Genomic DNA, 20,945 nt, shown 5'->3' with positions numbered 1-20,945 from the left:
CACGAAGCGGCCGCCTCCGTCGCCGCGCGGCGCGCCGCCGCCGGGTCCATCGGCCGGTCGCCGGTCGGCTCGTACGTCAACGCCACCACCCCGGACGAGAACGCCCGCGACCCGGTCAGCCGCAACACCGAGAAGTCCACCGACGCGTCGAACAGCCGAGCCCCACGCCCGGCGACGACCGGGTAGGTGACCAGGCGCAGTTCGTCGATGAGCCGCTCGCCCAGCAGCCGGCGCACCAGCGCGGCGCTGCCGAAGATCAGGATGTCGCCGTCGAACTCCTCCTTCAGCGCGGCGATGCGTTCCGCCGCGTTCTCCCTGATGACGGTGGTGTTGTTCCACTCTCCCCGCTCCAACGTCGTCGACACGACGTACTTGGGCAGCGCGTTCATCCTGTCGGCGTAGCCGGCCTCGTCGGTCATGCTCGGCCAGGCCGCCGCGAAGCCGTCGTAGGTGACCCGGCCGAGCAGCAGCGCGTCCGCCGCGCGGATCTGCTCGATCCCGGCCGGCATGGAGTCGGGGCTGACGAACTGGAAGGTCCACTCGTGCGGGTTCTCGATGACGCCGTCGACGGTGGTGAAGACGGACAGAACGATGCGTCCCATGACGTGCTCCTCTGGCGGTGTTCTCGCTGATGAGCCCATCGTCGCCAGGCGCAACCCGCACCGGCATCAGGGACGGGCACCGACCCGCCACGAGGAGACCACGGACTCCCACGGACGGGCCCGCCTCACAACGCGGACAGGATCCTGCCGATCCAGAGGAGGGCACGGAAGAGCCAGCGCAGCGGCCAGACGACCCCCCGGACGATCAGCTCGATCCACCTGAACGGATTCACCAGGCTCGACAGGACCAGCGCGATCATGTCGGGGTCGATCGACCGCAGCACCCAGCACCAGCCCCGATGCCCCTGCCGCCGATACACCGCGAACGCCCACACCAGCGGCGGCACCGTCGCCCCCAGCATGAGCGCCAGCCCGGGGAACCCCATCCACCAGATGCCGCCGGCCGTCCACGCGATCAGGTAGACCGCCCACTGGAACACCAGCCCGCCGAGCAGCCACGACATGCCGCCCTCCGACTGGACGTGCAGCGCGAAGCACAGCGGCTGGTCCCTGCACACGTCGGGCAGCGAGGTGTCGAGCGGAACCTCGGGCTTCTCCGGCTCGGCGGACTCGGCCGGGCCTTCCCTGCGGCTCGCCGGATGGATGTCTTCACTCATGCGTCCGGATCTACCAGGGGCGCCTTGGAATCCACTGGTGGGCCGCTCACCACGACTTGGAGCACCGCCACCGGGAACCGCGCCCCCGCCGCGCGTTCCGTCAGCGGCGCACCCGGAACCGCAGGTGCAGCACCCGGTCGCCCTGGACCACCGTGTGCGGGTCGTCCAGCAGGTGCTGGGCGTCGACCGAGCCGAAGTAGCGCTTGCCCGCGCCGAGCACCACCGGCGCCACGTCCATCGCCACCTCGTCGACCAGGCCGAGGGCGAAGGCCTGCCCGCCGACGTCGCCCGCCGCCACCCCGACGTCGAGCTCGCCAGCCAGCTCCTTGGCCCTGGCGATCGCCTGCGCCACGTCCGCGACGAAGTGGTACGACGCCTCCGGGTGCCACCCTTCCGGCTTGGGCCGGTGCGACACCACGACGACGTGCGAGCCCGCGGGTGACGTTCCCTCCCAGCCGTTGACCATGTCGAACAGGTGGCGCCCGATCACCAGGCAGCCGATCCGCGCCAGGGTCGGCCTGAGGTGGTCGGCCGAGGCCTGCGAGACCTTGATCCCGCTGCCCTCCTTGAGCTCGACGTCGCCGTTGGCGTACCAGTCGAACAGCGCGCCGACCTCGTCGTTCTGGTTGGCGATGAAGCCGTCGACCGACACCACGTTGTGCATCACCACAGTGCTCATCATGTCCTCCTGGCTCATTCCCGGGGCTCGGCCCCGCTTCTCGGTGCTCTCACTGACACGTCGAGCGGAGGAGACGCGGATCGACACGCGGCCGGAAAATTCTTCGCCGGACTTCCGGGGTCAGTGCCAGTAGTCGCGTTCCGGCAGCCGCACGTGCCGGGCGGGGCTGATGAGCGAGCCGTCGTCGGCCGGGCGCAGGCCCGCGCCGGCGAAGCAGTAGGCCTCGGCGTGGCCCTCGTACAGGTACTTCAGCAGGATCTCGGCAGCGGAGTCGCCGGGGTCGACGTCGCGGCCACCCGGGGAGGTGTCCCAGGCCGTGACCTCGCCGTCGCGGTAGACGCGGCCCTGGTTGCCGCTCTTGGGGTTGGCGTACATGCCGTAGGCGACCGTGCCGGCCGACAGCAGCTTCATGACGACGGGCGTGGCGGCCATGAACCCCCAGTCCTGGAAGACGACGCAGCCGCCGGGCACGTCGGTGAGGCCGATGTAGCGCATGGCCTCCTCGTGGAACGGATCGTCCATGATCTCTTCCAGCTCGTCGTCGGCGGCGGGTTCGCCGTTCAGCCGCCCGGACGCCTCGGCGGCGGTGAGGCCGGCGACGCAGGTGAGGCTGAAACCGTCGTGCTCCAGCCCGGGCAGCACGCCGATCAGGCGGTCGGACTCCACCACGGCGGCCGACTCCTCCTCGGTCAGGCCGGTGTGCCCGGGCGGGAACGGGAAGAACTGGCCGGGCCTCGGCCCCGCCAGGCTGAGCCGGCCGGGCGACCAGCCGGCCATCATCGGCCGCCACGGGTCGGCCCCGGCGGCGACCAGGGCGCGGACGTTGTCCGGCCGGTCGTTGAACACCGCCTCCCACAGCGCCGTGCGGCCCTCGCACACGGCGTCGACGTCGTCGACCCGGCCGGCCAGCTCGGCGACCACCTCAGGCGAGCCGAGCTCGGCGGCGGCGTGCAGCGGACGGTCGAAGACGTACGACCCCACGTTCGGGTCGGCCCCCGCGTCGAGCCGGGCGCGGATCTGCTCCAGATCGGTCCAGGACTGCCAGCCGAGATCGGACCAGCCGGGCGTTTCAGAGGGGGGCATGACGGCTCCTTCGAGAGCGCGAACGCGGACACGAGCGGGGCCATCATGACGGAGGGCACGGACAATTTCCGGCGGTCAGGGGGCGAAGCGCCAGCGGGTCGCCCCGTACGGCTCCACCCAGGCGACGCCGACGGCGGTGCCGAGGGTGAGCCGGTAGAGGTGCCACGGCGGCGGCCCCGCGCTCGGCGCGCTGTAGGGCGCGGTCAGCGACTCGCCGGACCGCTCGGCCGGCCAGCCCGTGTCGCTGTACACGCCGGCGATCCTGTCCAGCGTCGCGGCGTCGGTGACCCGGCTCGCCGTGCCCTCGAGCACCAGGTCGATGCCCTCCAGCCGGACGGACACCGTGCAGGCCGGGTTCGCCGCCAGGTTGCGCGACTTGCGGGTCTCGGGCCCGCTGGTGAAGTACAGGGCGTCGGCCACCCACATCGCACCGATCCCGGCGGAGTGGGGGCGGCCGTCCGGCCTGACCGTGGCGAGGAACGACGGGGTGCTCATCTTCGCCAGGTCGATCTCCAGACGTTCCCTGGCCCGGCTCCAGGGCAGCGCCTCGTGGTCGTAGCGGTCCAGGTTGGCGGTCTCGACGGGTTCGCGGCCGGTCATCTCGCTCCTCCGATTACGTCGCGGGCTTGCCTACCGCCCTATCACGCCCGACGCGGAAACCCCAGGACGCGAACCCCCGGACGCGAAACCACAGGATGCGAACCCCCAGGACGCGGGTCAGCGGGGGCCGAACTCCAGCGCCGCCTCCCGGTCCAGCGGGAAGATCGGCCGCTTCAGGTTCCGGTACGGCAGCCGCAGCAGGTCCTGGTCCACCCCGCCCGGCGTGAGCGCCAGCATCCAGCCGGCCGCCGCCTCGAACAGCTCCGGCTCCAGGTACCCGATCTTGACCGTGACCACGTCCGCCGAGGCGACGTCCACGCCCAGCCGCCGGTACGACTCCAGCAGCCGGTACTGCATCCGGCGCGAGGTCAGGAACACGCTCAGCCCGCCGACGCGCACGCTGACCACGCGCCCGCCGTCGGGGTCGTCGGCCACCGCCTCCAGCGTGCCCTCCAGCGCCAGCGGCCCGGGCTCCCGCGCGTCGACCCGGCCGCCGGCGCGCACGCTGACCGGCGAGCCGATCGGCAGGTGCCCGACGCGCGCCACCGCCTCGGGGTCGAACAGCGAGGCGAAGACCGCCCGCACCGCGCCGTCGCGGATCTCCGGCCTGGCCAGCATGCGCTCCAGCGCGTACGTGACGTCGTCGGCGCCGCCGGCGCCCGGGTTGTCGCCGGAGTCGCTGATGAAGTACGGCCGGGCGGCGCCGTCCTTGAGCGCCGTGTCGAGGCACTCGTCCATGGTGCCCGTGGGGGCGACGAAGGCGAAGTCGTCGCGGGCGTCCCAGAACGCCTGGCCCAGCTCGCGCGCGGCCTGCTCGGTGGCGGCGGCGTCGGTGCCGGTGGCGACGACCGCGCCGGTGCAGCGCGGCTCGTCGGCCCAGGCGAAGCCGATCCACACGGCCGCGTCGATCACGCCCGGCCTGGCCTCGATGTCCGGGATGCGGGCGTACAGGCCGCGGGCCGGTTCGACGCGGGTGCTGGTCATCTCGCCGGGCAGCAGGATCGGCACGTGCACCAGCGACTTGTGCGGCCGCCGGCCCCGGCGCAGCGCCTCGACCAGGTTGCGCGCGGCGCGCTCGCGGGTCTCCCAGACGTCCACGTGGGGCGCGGTGCGGTAGCAGGTGAGCAGGTCGCAGCCGGCGAACAGGGTGGGGGAGACGTTGCCGTGCAGGTCCATCGCCGCCGACACCATCGGCTCGGCGCCGATGACCTCGCGGATCGCGGTGATCAGGTCGCCTTCGGCGTCCTGGCGGCCGACGACGCTCATCGCGCCGTGGATGTCCAGCAGCACGCCGTCGAAGCGGCCGCCGGCCAGGCCCTCGACGATCTCGGCCCGCCAGGCGTCGTACGCGGCCGGCTCGACCGCGCCGCCGGGCAGGGCGCGGGCGTGCACGAGCGGCACCCACTCCACGTCGGCGGCCCACGGCTCGCCGCGCCAGGCGTACCTGTCGAGCAGGTCCTGGCCCCGCGTGACGTCGAAGTCGGCCGTGCCGCTCAGGTGAGGGGAGAAGGTGCTGGACTCGATGTGGATGCCGCAGATGGCGATGCGCAAGGACACGATGCTGGCTTTCTACGAGATGCTTTCGCCCGAAGTCCCCCTCGGGGAACTTTTTACGAGGGCTTCCTACGACGGCCGGAGGTCGGCCGACTCGCGCAGGAGCCGGCCCAGCCCGATGAGGGCCGCGTCACGACCGGCCACGCTCGCCTCGATGGACAGCGACTGGGTCAGCGGCGGCAGGCAGCGCTCGTAGAGCATGCCCTTGACCGCGGCCACGTAGACGTCGAGGCTCGACAGCGCGCCGCCGATGACCACGCTGTCCGGGTTGAGGAAGTTGACCAGGCCCGACAGCGCCACGCCGAGCAGCCGGCCGCCCTGGCGCACCAGCGTCACCACGGCCGGGTCGGCGTTGACGGTGGCGGCGATGACGTCGCGGGTGCTCGACACCGGCAGGCCGCGCCCGCCCAGCTCGCGGACCAGCGCGGCGCCGCTGGCCACGGTCTCCAGGCAGCCGCGGCTGCCGCAGGAGCATTCGCGCTCGCCGCTGTCGGCCACGCGCATGTGCGTGATGTCGCCGCTGAGCCCGCGCCCGCCGCGGTAGATCTGGCCGCCGCTGACCAGGCAGCCGCCGATGCCGGTGCCCGCCTTGACGTAGATCATGTCGCCGGACTCGCGGCGGGTGACGTACTCGCCGATCGCGGCGGCCTTGGCGTCGTTGTCGACGACCACGGTCGCGTCGAAGCGGTCGCGCAGGTCGCGCTGGGCGTCGTAGCCGCTCCAGCCGGGCATGCGGGCCGGGCCGACGAGCCGCCCGTGCGGGAACTCCACGGGCCCGGGCAGGGCGATCCCGACGGCCAGCAGCCGCTGGCCCGGCGCGTGCGCGGCCCTGATGTGGTCGAAGGCCGCGGTGACCTCGTCGAAGATCGCCTTGGGCCCCGCTCCTATGTCGACGGCGGACTCCTCGGCGGCCAGCAGCACGCCCGAGGGCGAGCACAGGCCGATGCGGGCATGACGACCGCCCAGCTCGGCCACCGCGAACACGCCGCCGGAGCCGGCCGGACGCAGGATCCTCGGACGCCGGCCGCCGGTCGAGACGCCCACGCCCTCTTCCAGGATCGCGCCCTCCTCCAGCAGCCGGCGCACCACGCTGGAGACCGTCGACGGAGCCACCTGCAGGGTCTCCACCAGATCCGCCCGGGAGGTGGCCCTGCCGCTGGCCAGCAGGCTCAGGGCCTGCTCACGCAGGTTGGCGGGGTCCGACATGCCTCTCCTCCCTGGTGAACACACACGTCGGCATCCATCATCGAGCACGGAGACGATCGCCGAAAGATGTCCCCGCGGCGGACTCTATCCCGAAATAAGTCTGCTGAACAAAGTCGATTCTTCGCATTGACTTACAACTTGCGCCTCTATACATTCTCCGGACTGAACGGCCCCTGGAGGGCACACCCGCGTCTCGACGAGGAGAACCATGGGGACGAGAACCCGCATCGCGTGCGGCGTGGTGGCCATCGGACTCGGCCTGAGCGCCTGCAGCGCGGGCGCCGGCGGCGGTGCGCAGCAGGGCGGCGGCGCGCAGGGCAAGGACACCGCGACCGTGGCCTTCCGCACGCCGAACTGGATCCTGCCGATCTCGGCCCCCGGCTTCACGCAGGGTGAGAACGAGATCTTCTCCACCGCCCTGTACCGCAAGCTGTACGCCTACAAGCTCGACGGGTCCAGCGCCGACAACGTCGACCCGCGGCGCTCGCTGGCCGAGTCGCCCGCCGTCAGCGACGGCGGCAAGACGCTGACCATCACGCTCAAGGACAACACCTGGTCCGACGGCAAGCCGATCACCACCAAGGACATCCAGTTCTGGTGGGACCTCGTCACCACGAACAAGGACAAGTGGGCCTCCTACCGGCCCGGCGGCTTCCCCGACAACATCGCCGAGTTCAAGGTCAAGGACGACAAGACCTTCTCCCTGACCACCAAGAAGGCGTACAACACGGCCTGGTTCGTGGGCAACCAGCTCAACCGGATCGTCCCGCTGCCCCAGCACGCCTGGGACAGGGGCGACGCGAAGAAGACCTTCGAGGAGCTGACCGCGGCGGCCAAGGACCCCAAGACCTACGCCACCAACCCGCTGTGGAAGATCGGCAGCGGCCCGTGGAAGCTGCAGAGCTACGTGCCCAGCGGCGAGGTGGTCCTGGCCAAGCAGGACACCTACTCCGGCACCGACAAGCCGAAGCTGAACAAGATCGTGCTGCGCCCGTTCACCGGCGACGACGCCGAGTTCAACGTGCTGCGCGCGGGCCAGATCGACTACGGCTACATCCCGCCGGCGAACCTGTCGCAGAAGGCGTACCTGGAGTCCAAGGGCTACGCGATCTCCCCCTGGTACGGATGGTCGATCACCTACCTGCAGCTCAACTTCAACAACCCGAAGTCGGGCGTGCTGTTCAAGCAGCCGTACCTGCGCCAGGCGCTGCAGATGCTCATCGACCAGCCCACCATCAGCAAGGTGATCTGGTCCGGCATGGCCGCGCCCACCTGCGGCCCGGTGCCCGCCAAGCCCGGCTCGCCGGGCGGCCAGGGCTGCGTCTACCCGTTCGACCCGGCCAAGGCCGAGCAGCTGCTGGCGGCCAACGGCTGGAAGGTCACCCCCGACGGGCAGACCACCTGCGACGACCCCGCCAAGTGCGGTGACGGCATCGCCAAGGGCACGCCGCTGAACTTCACCGTCACCAGCCAGTCCGGCTTCGCGGCGACCTCGAAGATGTTCGCCGAGATCAAGTCGAGCATGGCCAAGGTCGGCGTGCAGCTGACCATCAAGGAGGTGCCCGACTCCGTCGCGGTCACCCCGGCCTGCGAGCGGGACGAGTCCAAGTGCGACTGGGACATGTCGTTCTTCGGCTCCCAGGGCAGCTGGTACTACCCGGCCTTCGCCTCCGGCGAGCGCCTGTTCCAGACCGACGCCCCGGTCAACCTGGGCAGCTACAGCAACCCCGAGGCCGACGAGCTCATCGAGAAGGCGCAGTTCTCCGCCGACGCCGGCGCGCTGCAGGAGTACAACGACTTCCTGGCCAAGGACCTGCCGGTGCTCTGGATGCCGAACCCGGTCTACCAGATCTCGGCCTACAAGTCCGGGCTGCAGGGCGTCGACCCGCAGGACCCGATGAACCTCATGTACTTCCAAGACTGGTCCTGGAAGAGCTGACCCTTGACCCGCTACCTCCTCACCCGCCTGGGCCAGGCCCTGGTCATCGTGATCCTGGTGACGCTGATCATGTTCGTGATCCTGCACCTGCTGCCGGGTGGCGCGGCGCGGGCCATCCTGGGCAAGGAGGCGACGCTGGAACAGATCGCCGCCTTCAACCACGAGATGGGGTACGACCGGCCGCTGTGGGAACAGTACGCGCTGTACCTGCGGCGGCTGGTGGGCGGCGACCTGGGCTACTCCTTCCAGCTCAACCAGTCGGTGGCCGAGGCAATCAGCCAGCGCCTGCCCAAGACCATGCTGCTGTCGCTGGCCTCGACGCTGCTGGCGGTCGTGGTGGCCGTGCCGCTGGGCGTGATCCAGGCGGTGCGCCGCAACCGCTGGCCCGACTACGCCATCAACGGGCTGTCCCTGCTGGCCTACGCGACGCCGATCTTCTTCATGGGCCTCATGATGATCATCGTGTTCGCGCAGGTGTGGCCGGTGCTGCCACCCGAGGCGCCGCAGGGCTTCACCATGGCCGAGGTGCTGGCCGAGCCCGCCGGGCTGGTGCTGCCCACGCTCACGCTGGCGATACTCACCGTCGCGGTGTACTCGCGGTACATCCGCTCGTCCATGGTCGACAACCTGAACGAGAACTACGTCCGCACGGCACGCAGCAAGGGCCTGTCCGAAGGACGGGTGATCGTCGGGCACACGCTGCGCAACGGCCTGTTCCCGGTCATCACCCTGCTCGGCATGTACCTGCCCGCGCTGTTCAGCGGCGCCCTGGTGGTGGAGCGGCTGTTCAACTACCCGGGCATGGGGCTGCTGTTCTGGCAGGCGGCGCTCAAGCGCGACTATCCGATCCTGCTCGGCGTCACGCTGCTGATCTCGGTGGCCACCGTGCTCGGCGCGCTGGTCGCCGACGTGCTCTACGCCGCGGTCGACCCGCGGGTGCGACTCAAGGCGGGCCGCTCATGACCACTCAGCACGACGAGGCCCCGGTCCGCCGGATGTGGCGGCAGGGCCTGGAGGTCTTCTGCGAGAACCGGCTGGCGCTGGTGGGCGTGGGCATCTTCGTCCTGCTCGCCGCCTTCAGCTTCCTCGGGCCGATCTTCTACCAGACCGACCAGGTGCACACCGACCTGACCAAGGTCTTCCTGACCCCCGGCGCCGACGGGCACCCGCTGGGCACCGACGGCGTCGGCTACGACCAGCTCGGCCGGATGATGCTGGGCGGCCAGACCTCCATCGTGGTCGGACTGGCGGCCGGCCTGCTGGCCACGGTCGTGGGCACGATCTGGGGCGCCATCGCCGGTTTCGCCGGGAGCTGGGCCGACGCGGTCATGATGCGGGTGGTCGACGCGATGATGTCGATCCCGGCGCTGTTCCTGTTCATGCTCATGGCCGCGATCGTCACGCCCACCGTGCCGATGCTCATCGTCATCATCGGCGCGTTCGCCTGGCTCGGCCCGGCGCGGCTGGTGCGCGGCGAGGCACTGACGCTGCGCACCCGCGAGTACGTGATGGCCATGCGCGGCATGGGCGGCACCGGCGGCCGGGCCGTGCGCAAGCACATCATCCCGAACGCCATCGGCACGGTGATCGTCAACGCCACCTTCCAGGTCGCCGACGCGATCCTGTACGTGGCCTACCTGTCGTTCCTCGGCCTGGGCGTGCCGCCGCCCGCCGCCAACTGGGGCGGCATGCTGTCCGACGGCCTGTCGGACACCTTCAGCGGCCACTGGTGGCTGCTGTATCCGCCGGGAATCGCCATCATCCTCATCGTCCTCGCCTTCAACTTCATCGGCGACGGGCTGAGGGACGTCTTCGAGGTCCGCCTCCGGCGGCGTTAGCAGGAGGTTTCGTACATGGAGGCACCCGATCGGCCGCTGCTGCGGCTGCGTGACCTCAGCACCGACATCGCGCTGCGGCGCGGCGTCGTGCACGCGCTCGACCAGGTCAACCTGGAGGTCAAGCAGGGCGAGACGCTCGGCGTCGTGGGCGAGTCGGGCAGCGGCAAGACCATGACCGTCCTGTCGATCATGGGGCTGCTGCCCACCGGCGGCGCGGTCGTCGGCGGGGAGATCCTCTTCGACGGCCGCGACCTGCGCGGCCTGCCGCCCGCCGAGCTGCGCCGGGTGCGCGGCGTCGAGATGGGCATGGTCTTCCAGGACCCGCTCACCTCGCTCAACCCCACCATGCGCATCGGCGCCCAGGTCGCCGAGCCGCTGCGGGTGCACCAGGGCGTGAGCAAGGCCGAGGCGCGCGAGCGGGCCGTCGAGATCCTGCGCCGGGTGGGCATGCCCCGTCCCGACAAGATCGTCGACGACTACCCGCACCAGCTCTCCGGCGGCATGCGCCAGCGCGTGGTCATCGCCATGGCGCTCATCCGCTCGCCGCGCCTGCTCATCGCCGACGAGCCCACCACCGCCCTGGACGTCACCACTCAGCGCCAGATCCTCGAACTCATCGACGACCTGCGCGAGGAGTTCAAGATGGCGGTCATCCTGGTCACCCACGACCTGGGCGTGATCGCCGGCCGGGCCGACCGGGTGGCCGTCATGTACGCCGGGCGGGTGGTGGAGAGCGCCACCACGGCCGAGCTGTTCCGCGCGCCGCGCCACCGCTACACCGAGGCGCTCATGCGCGCCCTGCCCGAATCGGCCGCCGACGGCCGCCTCTACAGCATCCCCGGCCTGCCGCCCGACCTGTCGCGGCCGCTGACCGGGTGCCGCTTCGCGCCCCGGTGCCAACTGGCCACCGACGAGTGCCGCACCACCGACGTCAGGCTGCTCGACGCGGGCGGCGGGCACGAGTACGCCTGCCTGCACCCGGTCACTGAGCCGGTCGCGATCGCCGTGTCGTCCGGTCCCGCCAGGGTCGCGGCCGAGACCGCGCAACCGATCCTGACCGTGCGCGACCTGGTCAAGGAGTACGACGCGGGCGGCGGCCTGCGCGGCGCGCCCGGCCGGGTCAGCGCCGTGGCCGGGGTGTCTTTCGACGTCCGGCCCGGCGAGACGCTGGGCATCGTGGGGGAGTCCGGCTGCGGCAAGTCCACCGTCGGCCGCCTGGTGGCCGGGCTCGAAGCGCCCACCGGCGGCAGCATCGTGCTGGACGGCACCGACCTGGCCACGCTCGACCGCCGCGCCCGCCACCGCATGCACCGGCAGGTGCAGCTGATGTTCCAGGACAGCTACGCGGCGATGAACCCGCGCATGCGCATCGACTCGATACTCACCGAGCCGCTGGAGATCCAGCAGGTGGGCGACGCCGCCGCGCGCCGCGCCCGGGTGAGCGAACTGCTCGACCAGGTCGGGCTGCCCCGGCGGGCGCTGGAGCGCTACCCGCACGAGTTCTCCGGCGGGCAGTTGCAGCGCATCGGCCTGGCCAGGTCGCTGGCGCTGAACCCGCGGCTCATCGTGGCCGACGAACCGGTCAGCGCGCTGGACGTGTCGGTCCAGGCGCAGGTGCTCAACCTCATGCGCGACCTGCAGCGCGACCTCGGCCTGTCGTACGTGTTCATCAGCCACGACCTGTCCGTGGTCGACTACATGGCCGACCGGATCGGCGTCATGTACCTGGGCAAGCTGGTGGAGGTCGGGCCGGCCCACCAGGTCGTGCGCAACCCCCGCCACCCCTACACCCAGGCGCTGCTCGACGCCGTCCCCTCGCCGGACCCCGGCCACGCGCCCGGCCCGAGCACGGCGATCAGGGGTGAGCTGCCGAGCGCGCTCAACCCGCCGTCCGGCTGCCGCTTCCGCACCCGCTGCCCGCTGGCCCAGGACGTCTGCGCCACCGCGCCGCCGCTCCAGGGCGGGACGCACCAGGTCGCCTGCCACTTCCCGCTCCGCACGGAGGCCGCCGTGCCGGCCTAGGGCTCCGGCGGGTTGAACGGCGATCGCTCGGCCGGTCCCCAGCGCAGCGGGCTCGCCGCGGTGGTCTCCGTCACCTCGTCGATCTCGTACGTGACCATCCGCCGCGGCCCGCTCCAGTCGACCCGGGCCCGGCCGGACAACCGGAGCGCGTCGCCGTTCGCCCAGTCGGGGAACAGCAGCCCGGCGGCCGGTTCCAGCTCCAGGTTGCCCAGCGTGAGGTACATGGCGTTGCCCGGGTAGTCCGGCCAGCTCAGCAGCCGGGGGCCGAGCACCCGGACGAAGCCGGGCTCGCCGCCGCGATGAGAGACGTCCGCGCCCTGGCCGGCGGTGTGGGTGGCCAGGAAGAACGTGTCGGACGCGGCGATCCAGCGCTGGTGCGCGGGGGTGAGCCCGGTCAGGCTCGGGCCGTGGCGGGGCGTGCCGGGGACGATCGCGGTGATCTCCCGTGCCTGGATGTACTTGGGGCAGTTGGAGATCACCTGGTCGGTCTCGATGACCAGGAGCTCGCCCTGCCTCCTGGCCCGCCCGTTGACCCGCATCCGGCGCCTGCTCCAGGGCTCGATCGCGAGCGTGCCGATCTCACCGGACGGTTCGGTGAACTCCGCGAGCTCCGCGAACTGGGCGGGCTCGGCCCGGACGGCGATCGCGAGCGGCCCGAGCGGCTGGATGAAACCGGGTTCGCCGGTCAGCAGCCCGACGCGCATCGCCCCCGTACGGTCCGCGGCGCCGACGACCAGCATGCGCTGCCGCCGCAGGAACTCGGCGGCGACCGGGGGCAGTTCGGCCCGTGCCCTGGCCGAGCCGAGCAACTTGGTCACGCCGGTGCGCCGCTGCACGGCCACCTCGCCCGGGTGGATGCCCATGGCTAGAAGAACCCGCAGGTCGGGGCGTCCTTGTGGGGCACGGGGGCGTTGAGCCCGCTGGTCACGTAGATCTCCAGCCGGGCGCCGTCGGGGTCCTCGAAGAACAGGCCGCCGGACTCCTCGCCCTCGCGGTAGCCGGCGATGCCGTCGTACTTGACGGGCACCTCCAGCTCGCGCAGCCGCGCCTCGATCGCCTCCAGCTCCGCCACGCCCGGCGCCTCGAACGACAGGTGGTGCAGGCCGGGACTGTCGGCCGCGAACCGCCCCGAGCTCTGCTCCCAGAGCGTGACCAGCAGGTTCCCGTCGAAGCCGAGCCTGGCGTAGCGCCAGCCCTCGCCTTCGAGCCGGCCGAGCAGGTCGAAGCCGAGGACCTCGCGGTAGAAGCCGATCGACCGGTCGAGCTCGGTGACGTTGAGCGCGACGTGTCCGGTCCGCAATGCGGTCGCCACAGAACCACTCCTTTACTAATGGGTGTGGCGACATTGAAGCATTAGATTTCTAACGGGTGCAAGTGGTAGATAGCATTAGTCTCGTGGTTCATCTCGCGATCGCGTTCGCCAACACCGTCCGCGTCTCCACCGGTGACGCGCTGGCCGGCCCCGCCGGGCTGGCCGCGTGGCTGCGTGAGAGGCGGTCCGCGCTGCTGACCGAGCTTCCCGACGCCGCGCTCGACGCGATCAGTGAAGGCGAGGCCGCGGCCGCGCGGCGGGTCCGCGACGCCGTACGCGCCTTGATGGGGGGCCGTGAGTCGGCGGACGAGCACGTGCGCGTGCTCAACGAGGCGGTTCGGGCCGCGCCGCGCTGGCCCGAACTGGTGTGGGGCGATCCGCCCGCGCTCCTGTCGCGCACGGCGCGGCCGCCCGTGGACGCGGCGCTGGCCGAGGTGGCCGAGCAGGCGGTCCTGCTGCTGTCAGGCCCGGACCGGGAGCTGGTCAGGCCCTGCGGCGCGCCCGGCTGCGTGCAGTTCTTCCTCAAGGAGCACCCGCGCAGGGAGTGGTGCTCGGCCGGATGCGGCAACCGGGTGCGCGTCGCGCGCCACTACGCCCGCAGCAAGGATCAGTGACTACTTCGGGCCGTGGGCACGCCAGAGCGCGGCCCGGTCGAGCACGTCGAGCACGTCGATCGGCGAGGTGATCGAGCGCAGCGTGCCGCGATGGCGGTATTCGCGCATGATCCGCACGTGCTCCGGCACCCGGACGAACGCCCGCAGATCGTCCTCCGTCCGCCACACCGACAGCGAGCCCACCCGGCGCGCGATCGGATCGGCCCACAGCCACATGCCCACCGCGCCGTCCAGCGCCGGCCACAGGCGGGCCAGCGACAGGCCCCGCCTGGCGATTCCCGGCAGGTCGAGCAGCCGGTCCATCCGGTAGTCGGTCAGCGCCGCCACCAGCGGACCCGGCTGCGCGGCGGCGGGACCGGCGTACCAGCGCGACCTCAGCAGGCTCATGACGGCAATCTATCTGAACGACCGATCGGTTGTATAGTTTGCCCTCGGCTCACTGCTCGCCGGCGACCGCGCCCCTGATGCACAGCGGACGCGACCAGGCCACCGTGGAACTCTCCGCGATGCTCAGCGGCACGCCCACCAGGAAGCAGTACCCGGCGGCCGGGTCGAGCCCGGCGACCCTGGCCGAGGTGGCGCCGGCCGGCAGCGGGGTGAGCGGCTGCCCGCCCTGCTCGACCGGCGATCGCTGCAGGACCAGCGGGTAACGCTTGGCCCTGGCGGGCAGCGTCCAGCGCAGTTCCACCAGCGCGCCCCGGTCGGCGGCCAGCCGGGGGCGGCCCGGCGTCAGCGCGACGATGTCGCGCTTGCCGATGGTGGGGGCGGGCGTGGAACCCGTGGCCACCGGGGTGGGCGGCCCGGACTCCGGCCGGCGTGACGACAGGAAGAGCGCCACGGCGGCGCCCGCGACGGCCAGGGCCGCGACCGACGCGCCGACCACGAGCCCGCGCCGGGACCTCGGCGGGCTCGTCGGCGCCGCCGGGGCGGCGGCGGTCTCCTGGCGGGCCCGCGGCACGGTGGACATCGCGGGCCCCGGCCCCGGATCCTGGCCGACCAGGTCCGTCACCGACAGGCCCAGCTCCGCCTGCACCGCCCGCAGGCGCTGGGCGAACTCGCGCGCGGAGCCGTAACGGAGCTCGGGCTGCTTGGCCATCGCGCGCAGGATCGAGTCGAGCGCCGCCTGCGGCACGTCGGCCCGGTTGATCGGCGGCGGGTCGAGGCTCAGCACCCGGTACATCAGCGGCGCGATCGACGGGTCGGCCGGATTGTGGAAGGCCGGCTGCCCGGCCAGCAGGTGGTACAGGGTGGAGCCGAGCGAGTAGATGTCGCCGGCCCGCGAATGCGGGTGCCCGGTCAGCACCTCGGGCGCGGCGTGCAGCGGCGTGAACGCCTGCGAGGTGGCCGAGATCTCGGCCGAGTCGACCACGCGCGCCACGCCGAAGTCGGCGATCGCGGGTTCGCCGTAGCGGGAGATGAGGATGTTCTGCGGCTTGATGTCGCCGTGCAGCACGCCCGCCTCGTGCACGGCGGCCAGCGCGCCGGCCAGCTTCACCCCCGCGCGCAGCACCTCGGGCAGCGGCAGCGGGCCCTCCTTGCGCACCTTGTCGCGCAGCGAGCCGTTCTCGAAGAAGTCCATCGCGATGTACGGCTTGCCGGACGCGGTCACCCCGGTGTCGAACACCGTGACCACGTTCGGATGGCCGGTCAGCCGCCCGGTGAGCTGCAACTCGCGCTGGAACCTGCGCATGGTGCGCTGGTCGACCCGGTCCACCGACAACACCTTGAGCGCCACGACCCGGTCGAGCCGCTCCTGGTAGGCGCGGTAGACGACGGCGAACCCGCCCTGGCCGGCCTGATCGAGCACCCGGTAGCCGGGCGCGTCTTCGACTGGCGGCACGACATCCCCCCTGTTGCGCGTGAGTCTAGAGTGATGGACGCAGGAGCAGTCGCCGGCGCAGGCGGGCACGCAGCGGGGTCAGCCGCCGCGCGGCCCTGCGGACGGCGTCGCTGTGCCTCCAGGCGTCCACGGCCGCCTGGTCGGTGACGGCCTCGGGGGCGTAACGCACCCGGTTGTACAGCTCGCCGAGCGGCCGCAGGTGACCGTCCAGGCCGTCGCCGCGGCGGTCGAGCACGTCGGCGGCGGTGAGCGCGGGCTCGCCGCCCACGCCCAGGTCGTCGCAGGCCTGCCGCCACGCGCCGAGCACCCGCTGCGCCGGCCCGCCGGACGTGCGCCTGGCGCGCCTGCGCCACCACGGCAGCGCCGCGGCCAGCACCAGGTACGCCGTCCCCAGCCCGGCCCCGGCGACCCCGGCGATCGTCCATCCCGGGTGACCGGCCGCCTCCTCCGCCGGCACGGCGGGCGGTTCGGGCGTGCCTGGCTTGGCCGCGCCAGAGTCCCTGGTGAACTCGCCGGCCAGGGCCTCGCTCTCCTTGATCTCCGAGGACACCACCTCGTGGTCGTCCTTGGCGCCGCTGCGTCCCGGTGTGGGGTAGAACGGCCGCCAGCCGAGCTTCTCGAACTTGATCTCGGCCCACACCGTCACATGACCCGATTTAACGCGATAAATCCCCCCGGACGGTTGCCCGGGACGGAACCCCACCACCACCCGCGACGGCAGCCCCAGCGTCCTGGCCAGCACCGCGAACGCCGACGCGAACTGCTCGGAGGTGCCCCGATGCGTCGTCCGCAGGAAGAACTCCAGCGCCTTCAGCGAGTGCCCGGGCGGCGCGTCGACCTCGTAGGCGGCGTTGGCCCGCAGGTGGTTCTGCAGCCGGTACGCCTGCGCGATCGGCGTGCGCGCGCCCTTCGTGGCCTGCCGCGCCAACCGGCCGAACAACGCCTCCTGCGGCCCGGCGGGGAACGCGGTCAGCGCGGCGTCGCGCACCGGGCCGGCGTCGAGCAGCTCCTGCTTCGACGGCTGCGGCACCAGCGAGGTCACCTCGTACGTGAAGCCCTTGCCCGGCGGCGCGCCCGACAGCAGTGCCCCGCTCTCCGGGTCGGCGGCCAGCCCCCGGACGCCGTCGACGCGCACCGGCCGGTCCGCGGCGGGCAGCCAGGTGCCCGGCAGCCCGCCGAAGGTGATCGTCTGGCGCACGGTGGCCGTCCGGCCGGTCCAGGCGCCTTCCGGCACGCGTCCGCCGGTGGGCTGGAAGCGGGCGCTCGACGTCCAGCGCACCCCGTCGTAGCGGTCGAGCACGGCCAGCCGCCAGTTCATCGGCTTGTCCGCCTTGACGGTGAACAGGTCCCGGTCCGGGAACTGCAGCCAGGCCGATACCCGGTCCAGCGGGCTGACGCTGTCCACCCTGGCCGGTGGCGGCACGTCGGCGTCCTTTCTCGGGTCGTACGGCTGCGCGGCGACCGGCAGCAGCGGCCCGGCGGCCAGCGCCACGGCGGCCACCGCCGCCGCCACTGGGACTCCGCCGAGCACCCAGCCGGGCGAGCGGCCGTCCCTGACCAGGGCGAGCCCGGCCACCAGCACGAACAGCGCGGCCGAGACCGGCAGGTTCGACCCCTCGCCGTCCACGCCGAGCAGCAGCGCCGCGCCGAACACGAGCAGGGCGGGCAGCGCGGCGGCGATCCTGGTGCCGGTCCTGGTGACCGTCTCCACGCCTGCCGTGGCGGCGGCCCAGACGAGCGTGTGCACCAGGATGAGCAGCCTGGGCTCCGGCTGGGCGGGCAGCAGCGTGGTGAGCAGCGACTGCCAGGCGTCGGCCACGTCCCTGACCAGCTCGGGCGCGAAACCCCGGTACAGGAGCACGGCGCCGGCGAACCAGAGCAGGACGTCCAGGGCCAGGGCGAGCCAGAGCGGGCGCCGGCCGGTGAACACGGCCACCAGGGCGGGCGCGACGGCGGCGGGCGCCACGGTCAGCAGCAGCTCGGCGCCGGGGAACACGCGGTGGAAGCCCCAGCCGGCGACGCCCGCGATCGCCGCCACGTACGCGATCGCCAGCAGCCGCCGCCATCCGGCCGCCGCGGGCATGGTCGCCACGGGCCCGGTCATCGGGTGCTCCAGGCGTGCGGGAGCGCGTCCAGCTCGCTGATCGGCACGATCCTGACCCCCGGCACGCTGACCGGAGTGCCGCCCAGATACACGCACAGGATCCGGTCGAAGCGGCGGCGCACCCCGGCGGTCCGGCCGGCCGCCGCCGGGTCGGCGGTGACCAGCACCAGTGACCCGCCGCCCCGCGCCAGGCGCACCGCCTCGGCGACGCCCGCCGTGCCCGGCCCGACCAGCGCGAGACGGTCGAGCACCGCGTCCTGGTCCGGCTTGGCGTCGGTGAGCGGCCCCTCGCCGGTGAACACCCGGACCGGGAACCCCGCCCCGGCGGCGGCGCGGGCGACCGAGGCGGCCGCGTCCACGGCCAGTTCGGTGAGGTCGCGGGTGTCGAGTACGACCGTGGTCGTGGGCAGGCTGGCGTCGATGAGCCTGCGTACCATCAGCGTGCCGGTGCGGGCGCTGGACCGCCAGTGGATGTGGCGCAGGTCGTCGCCGACCACGTACTCGCGCAGGGTGTGGAAGGTGACCGTGCCGCTGGGCGCGCTGTCGCTGGTCGGCCCCTCCAGGTGGTGCGCCCGGCCGGACGGCGGCACCGGCAGCGCGACCGTACGCGGCCGCACCAGCAGCACCGCGCCCTGGCCGTACTCCCTGACCCGGCGCGCCAGCCCGAACGGGTCGGCCCGCACCAGCCGCAGCGGCCCGACCGCGATCTCGCCGCGCGCCTGGGTCGGCAGCGGGTACGACACGGTCCTGGCCGCGCCTTTGGGCAGGCGCGGCAGGTCGATCGCGTGCGCCGAGCCGCCGATCCGGTCCTCGGCCCGCAGCCCGGACATTCCCCGGCCCAGGTTGCGCACGTGCAGCACGGCCACCGCGGCCTCGCCCCTGGCCACCTTGAGCGGCGTCACCTCGCGCCGTACCTCCAGCCGCGGCCTGGGCGCGGTCCAGGCGAGCGCGGCGGCCAGCGCGAGCAGGCCGCCGGTGGCGAGCACGACCGGCTCGGGGTAGCCGAGCGCGAACCCGGCGGCGTAGAGCAGGACGGAACCGGCCAGCGTGCCCCAGCCGAGCGGAGTCAGCACTAGGCCGCCTGCGGCACCGGTGTCCCGGCGAGCAGTTCGCCGAGCACGGACGTGGCGGTGATGTCGCGGAGCTCCGCGTCGGGGGTGAGGATCAGGCGGTGCGCCAGCACCGGCACGGCCAGCGCCTTGACGTCCTCGGGCACCACGTAGTGCCGCCCGGCCGCGGCGGCCCTGACCCTGGCCGCGCGCAGCAGGGCGAGGCTGCCCCGCGGGCTCGCGCCCAGCCGCAGGTGCGGGCTGGTGCGGGTGGCCGCGCACAACGCCACGATGTAGTGGTAGACCGGGTCGGCGACGTGCAGGCCGGCCGCGAAGTCGATCATCGCGCCCACGTCCGAGGCCCTGGCCACCGCGGCCAGCCGGTCCACCTGCGGCCCGGTCGGCATGCCCTTGAGCACCTCGACCTCCGCGCCGTGGTCGGGATAGCCGACGGAGATCTTCATCAGGAACCGGTCGAGCTGGGCCTCGGGGAGGGGGTAGGTGCCGTCCATGTCCACCGGGTTCTGCGTGGCCACCACCAGGAACGGCCTGGGCACCGGGTGCGGCTCGGCGTCCACCGTGACCCGGCGCTCCTCCATGACCTCCAGCAGCGCCGCCTGCGTCTTCGGCGAGGCGCGGTTGATCTCGTCGGCGAGCACGATGTTGGCGAAGACCGGGCCCTGGTGGAACTCGAACTTCTGATGCGCCTGGTTGAAGATGGACACCCCGGTGATGTCGCTGGGCAGCAGGTCGGGGGTGAACTGGATGCGCCGCCACTCGGCGTCCACGCTGGCCGCCAGTGCCCTGGCCAGCGTGGTCTTGCCGGTGCCCGGCACGTCCTCGACGAGCAGGTGGCCCTCGGCGAGCAGGCAGATCAGCGCCAGCTCGACGGCCTCCCGCTTGCCCCGAATGACGCGTTCGACGTTGCCCGCCAGAAGCTGGAAACTGTGCGCGAACTGCCCCGCCAGCGTCGCCGGCTGCTGCGCGGGCACGGCGGCCTGCCCGCCCTGCTCGTGTTGGTACACCTGAGCCCCCTTCTCAGTCGGTGCACTCGAAGAGCGGCGCGGCAGGGAACGCGCCGCGCGGCGTGGTCATGAGCGTGTCGCTCAGGTAGGCGACCCCGCCGTTCCACTCGATGCGGTTCCAGACGTCGCTCGTCTCGTTGGTCTCCGACTCGGTCACGCTCTGCCCCTTGATCTGGCAGATGACGGTGATCGAGAGGTACTGACCCTTGGCGATCCGGCCCGCCTCGCCCGTCTTGCTGGCCCCCGGCCGGACGATCGTGTCGGTCTGGTTGTTGTTGGCGTTCTTGTACTGCCCGCGCGGATAGGCCAGGTCCACCTCGGCGGTGGCGACGTCCTGGCTCTCTCCGGCCCCGTTCTTGGCCTTCAGGGTGAAGGCGTGCTTCTGGTTGTTCTTGAGCCCGTCGACGGTGAACGACGTGCCCTTGATGCCCGGGTTGGCCGCGGCGCCCGACAGCTCGTAGGTGGTGGCGTCGTCGGCGTTCTCCGGCGCCTTCCAGGACAGCTCGGCGCCCCGGTTCTTGGCCTTGGCGGTGAAACCGGTGGGCGCGCCCGGCGCGACGCACGGCCTGGCCCCGGCGCTGGCCTCGGACTCGACCTCGCCGCCGCTCCAGTGCGCGATCACCACGAACGTGTACTCACGCGCGCAGTCGCCGCCGGTGAACTCGAACTGGAACGGGCCGTCGGCGGATACCGACTGCGGCTCGGCGGCGCCCGGGCCGCTCGCCTTCAGCGTGTAACGCTCGACCGTGCCGCCCCGCGACGGGCTGAAGCCGACCGTGATCCGGCCGGCGCCCGACCTGGCGCTCACCGCGCCAGGAGGGGACGGCGCCGACGGCGTGGGGCTCGGCGTCGGGGTGGGCG

Annotated in this window: 20 protein-coding genes; 5 read left to right on the top strand and 15 right to left on the bottom strand. The window is 72.5% G+C overall.

Annotation, left to right across the window (positions count from 1 at the left end; genetic code table 11):
* From HII36_RS42135 to HII36_RS42105, 7 genes are all read right to left on the bottom strand, one after another.
* A partial coding sequence (locus HII36_RS42135; protein WP_173528951.1) for a dihydrofolate reductase family protein occupies positions 1-602 on the bottom strand: 602 nt, incomplete at its 3' end.
* A gap of 125 nt (positions 603-727) precedes the next feature.
* Positions 728-1,219, bottom strand: a complete 492-nt coding sequence (locus HII36_RS42130; protein ID WP_173528950.1) for a hypothetical protein — start codon at positions 1,217-1,219, stop codon at positions 728-730.
* A 100-nt stretch (positions 1,220-1,319) separates the two neighbouring features.
* Positions 1,320-1,898 carry a dihydrofolate reductase family protein gene (locus HII36_RS42125; RefSeq protein WP_173528949.1) on the bottom strand — a complete coding sequence of 193 codons (579 nt, stop codon included), beginning with the start codon at positions 1,896-1,898 and terminating at the stop codon, positions 1,320-1,322.
* A 120-nt stretch (positions 1,899-2,018) separates the two neighbouring features.
* Entirely contained in the window at positions 2,019-2,981 is a 963-nt protein-coding gene (locus HII36_RS42120) for an ankyrin repeat domain-containing protein (protein WP_173528948.1), read from the bottom strand.
* A gap of 75 nt (positions 2,982-3,056) precedes the next feature.
* On the bottom strand, positions 3,057-3,581 hold the full coding sequence (locus HII36_RS42115) for a pyridoxamine 5'-phosphate oxidase family protein (RefSeq protein WP_173528947.1): 525 nt from the start codon (positions 3,579-3,581) through the stop codon (positions 3,057-3,059).
* A gap of 117 nt (positions 3,582-3,698) precedes the next feature.
* Entirely contained in the window at positions 3,699-5,132 is a 1,434-nt protein-coding gene (locus HII36_RS42110; RefSeq protein WP_217370637.1) for a M81 family metallopeptidase, read from the bottom strand.
* A 72-nt stretch (positions 5,133-5,204) separates the two neighbouring features.
* Positions 5,205-6,341, bottom strand: a complete 1,137-nt coding sequence (locus HII36_RS42105) for an ROK family transcriptional regulator (RefSeq protein WP_173528946.1) — start codon at positions 6,339-6,341, stop codon at positions 5,205-5,207.
* A gap of 208 nt (positions 6,342-6,549) precedes the next feature.
* On the opposite strand from HII36_RS42105, the gene HII36_RS42100 reads away from it, so the two are divergent.
* The 4 genes from HII36_RS42100 to HII36_RS42085 are packed head-to-tail and all read left to right on the top strand — an operon-like array spanning position 6,550 to position 12,140.
* The gene (locus HII36_RS42100; protein ID WP_173528945.1) at positions 6,550-8,280 is read left to right on the top strand and encodes a peptide ABC transporter substrate-binding protein; all 1,731 of its coding nucleotides are present in this window, start codon (positions 6,550-6,552) and stop codon (positions 8,278-8,280) included.
* 3 nt (positions 8,281-8,283) lie between these two features.
* Positions 8,284-9,243, top strand: coding sequence for an ABC transporter permease (locus HII36_RS42095; protein ID WP_173528944.1), 960 nt, complete (start codon positions 8,284-8,286; stop codon positions 9,241-9,243).
* Positions 9,240-10,118 carry an ABC transporter permease gene (locus tag HII36_RS42090; protein WP_173528943.1) on the top strand — a complete coding sequence of 293 codons (879 nt, stop codon included), beginning with the start codon at positions 9,240-9,242 and terminating at the stop codon, positions 10,116-10,118. The genes HII36_RS42095 and HII36_RS42090 overlap by 4 nt, the downstream gene beginning before the upstream one ends.
* Before the next feature lie 15 nt (positions 10,119-10,133).
* On the top strand, positions 10,134-12,140 hold the full coding sequence (locus HII36_RS42085; protein ID WP_173528942.1) for an ABC transporter ATP-binding protein: 2,007 nt from the start codon (positions 10,134-10,136) through the stop codon (positions 12,138-12,140).
* Here HII36_RS42085 and HII36_RS42080 read toward each other — a convergent pair.
* On the bottom strand, positions 12,137-13,003 hold the full coding sequence (locus HII36_RS42080; protein ID WP_173528941.1) for a PNPOx family protein: 867 nt from the start codon (positions 13,001-13,003) through the stop codon (positions 12,137-12,139). The genes HII36_RS42085 and HII36_RS42080 overlap by 4 nt on opposite strands.
* 2 nt (positions 13,004-13,005) lie before the next feature.
* Complete coding sequence (locus tag HII36_RS42075) at positions 13,006-13,452, bottom strand: VOC family protein (protein ID WP_173528940.1); 447 nt, start codon at positions 13,450-13,452, stop codon at positions 13,006-13,008.
* A gap of 83 nt (positions 13,453-13,535) precedes the next feature.
* Between HII36_RS42075 and HII36_RS58315 the strand changes: the two genes are divergently transcribed.
* Positions 13,536-14,066, top strand: coding sequence for a CGNR zinc finger domain-containing protein (locus HII36_RS58315; protein ID WP_173528939.1), 531 nt, complete (start codon positions 13,536-13,538; stop codon positions 14,064-14,066).
* Here HII36_RS58315 and HII36_RS42065 read toward each other — a convergent pair whose 3' ends face one another.
* From HII36_RS42065 to HII36_RS42040, 6 genes are all read right to left on the bottom strand, one after another.
* Positions 14,067-14,453: a hypothetical protein gene (locus HII36_RS42065; RefSeq protein ID WP_173528938.1), complete on the bottom strand. Its 387-nt coding sequence runs from the start codon at positions 14,451-14,453 to the stop codon at positions 14,067-14,069.
* Positions 14,454-14,502: 49 nt separating this feature from the next.
* Positions 14,503-15,906 carry a serine/threonine-protein kinase gene (locus HII36_RS42060; RefSeq protein WP_173528937.1) on the bottom strand — a complete coding sequence of 468 codons (1,404 nt, stop codon included), beginning with the start codon at positions 15,904-15,906 and terminating at the stop codon, positions 14,503-14,505.
* 25 nt (positions 15,907-15,931) lie between these two features.
* A complete protein-coding gene (locus HII36_RS42055) occupies positions 15,932-18,010 on the bottom strand; it encodes a transglutaminase family protein (RefSeq protein ID WP_173528936.1) in 2,079 nt (692 codons plus the stop codon).
* Positions 18,007-19,083 (bottom strand): DUF58 domain-containing protein, encoded by a 1,077-nt coding sequence (locus HII36_RS42050; RefSeq protein ID WP_173528935.1) that lies wholly within the window; start codon positions 19,081-19,083, stop codon positions 18,007-18,009. Before HII36_RS42050 ends, HII36_RS42055 begins: the two co-directional genes overlap by 4 nt.
* Positions 19,083-20,084, bottom strand: a complete 1,002-nt coding sequence (locus HII36_RS42045; RefSeq protein ID WP_328808136.1) for an AAA family ATPase — start codon at positions 20,082-20,084, stop codon at positions 19,083-19,085. The genes HII36_RS42050 and HII36_RS42045 overlap by 1 nt, the downstream gene beginning before the upstream one ends.
* Positions 20,085-20,097: 13 nt before the next feature.
* Positions 20,098-20,945, bottom strand: an 848-nt coding sequence (locus tag HII36_RS42040) for a fibronectin type III domain-containing protein (protein ID WP_217370636.1), incomplete at its 5' end; no start/stop codon positions are given.

It is taken from the genome of Nonomuraea antri, assembly GCF_013283785.1.
Lineage (GTDB): Bacteria > Actinomycetota > Actinomycetes > Streptosporangiales > Streptosporangiaceae > Nonomuraea > Nonomuraea antri.
Note: the sequence above shows the minus strand (reverse complement) of the source record. Positions and strands in the feature narration are given on the sequence as shown.

Excerpts from the sequence above, each read along its gene's own strand:
- HII36_RS42085 (WP_173528942.1), top strand. The coding sequence starts at position 10,134 with ATGGAGGCACCCGATCGGCCGCTGCTGCGGCTGCGTGACCTCAGCACC.
- HII36_RS42125 (WP_173528949.1), bottom strand. The coding sequence starts at position 1,898 with ATGAGCACTGTGGTGATGCACAACGTGGTGTCGGTCGACGGCTTCATC.
- HII36_RS42115 (WP_173528947.1), bottom strand. The coding sequence starts at position 3,581 with ATGACCGGCCGCGAACCCGTCGAGACCGCCAACCTGGACCGCTACGAC.
- HII36_RS42100 (WP_173528945.1), top strand. The coding sequence starts at position 6,550 with ATGGGGACGAGAACCCGCATCGCGTGCGGCGTGGTGGCCATCGGACTC.
- HII36_RS42080 (WP_173528941.1), bottom strand. The coding sequence starts at position 13,003 with ATGGGCATCCACCCGGGCGAGGTGGCCGTGCAGCGGCGCACCGGCGTG.
- HII36_RS42105 (WP_173528946.1), bottom strand. The coding sequence starts at position 6,341 with ATGTCGGACCCCGCCAACCTGCGTGAGCAGGCCCTGAGCCTGCTGGCC.
- HII36_RS42120 (WP_173528948.1), bottom strand. The coding sequence starts at position 2,981 with ATGCCCCCCTCTGAAACGCCCGGCTGGTCCGATCTCGGCTGGCAGTCC.
- HII36_RS42065 (WP_173528938.1), bottom strand. The coding sequence starts at position 14,453 with ATGAGCCTGCTGAGGTCGCGCTGGTACGCCGGTCCCGCCGCCGCGCAG.
- HII36_RS42130 (WP_173528950.1), bottom strand. The coding sequence starts at position 1,219 with ATGAGTGAAGACATCCATCCGGCGAGCCGCAGGGAAGGCCCGGCCGAG.
- HII36_RS42055 (WP_173528936.1), bottom strand. The coding sequence starts at position 18,010 with ATGACCGGGCCCGTGGCGACCATGCCCGCGGCGGCCGGATGGCGGCGG.
- HII36_RS42090 (WP_173528943.1), top strand. The coding sequence starts at position 9,240 with ATGACCACTCAGCACGACGAGGCCCCGGTCCGCCGGATGTGGCGGCAG.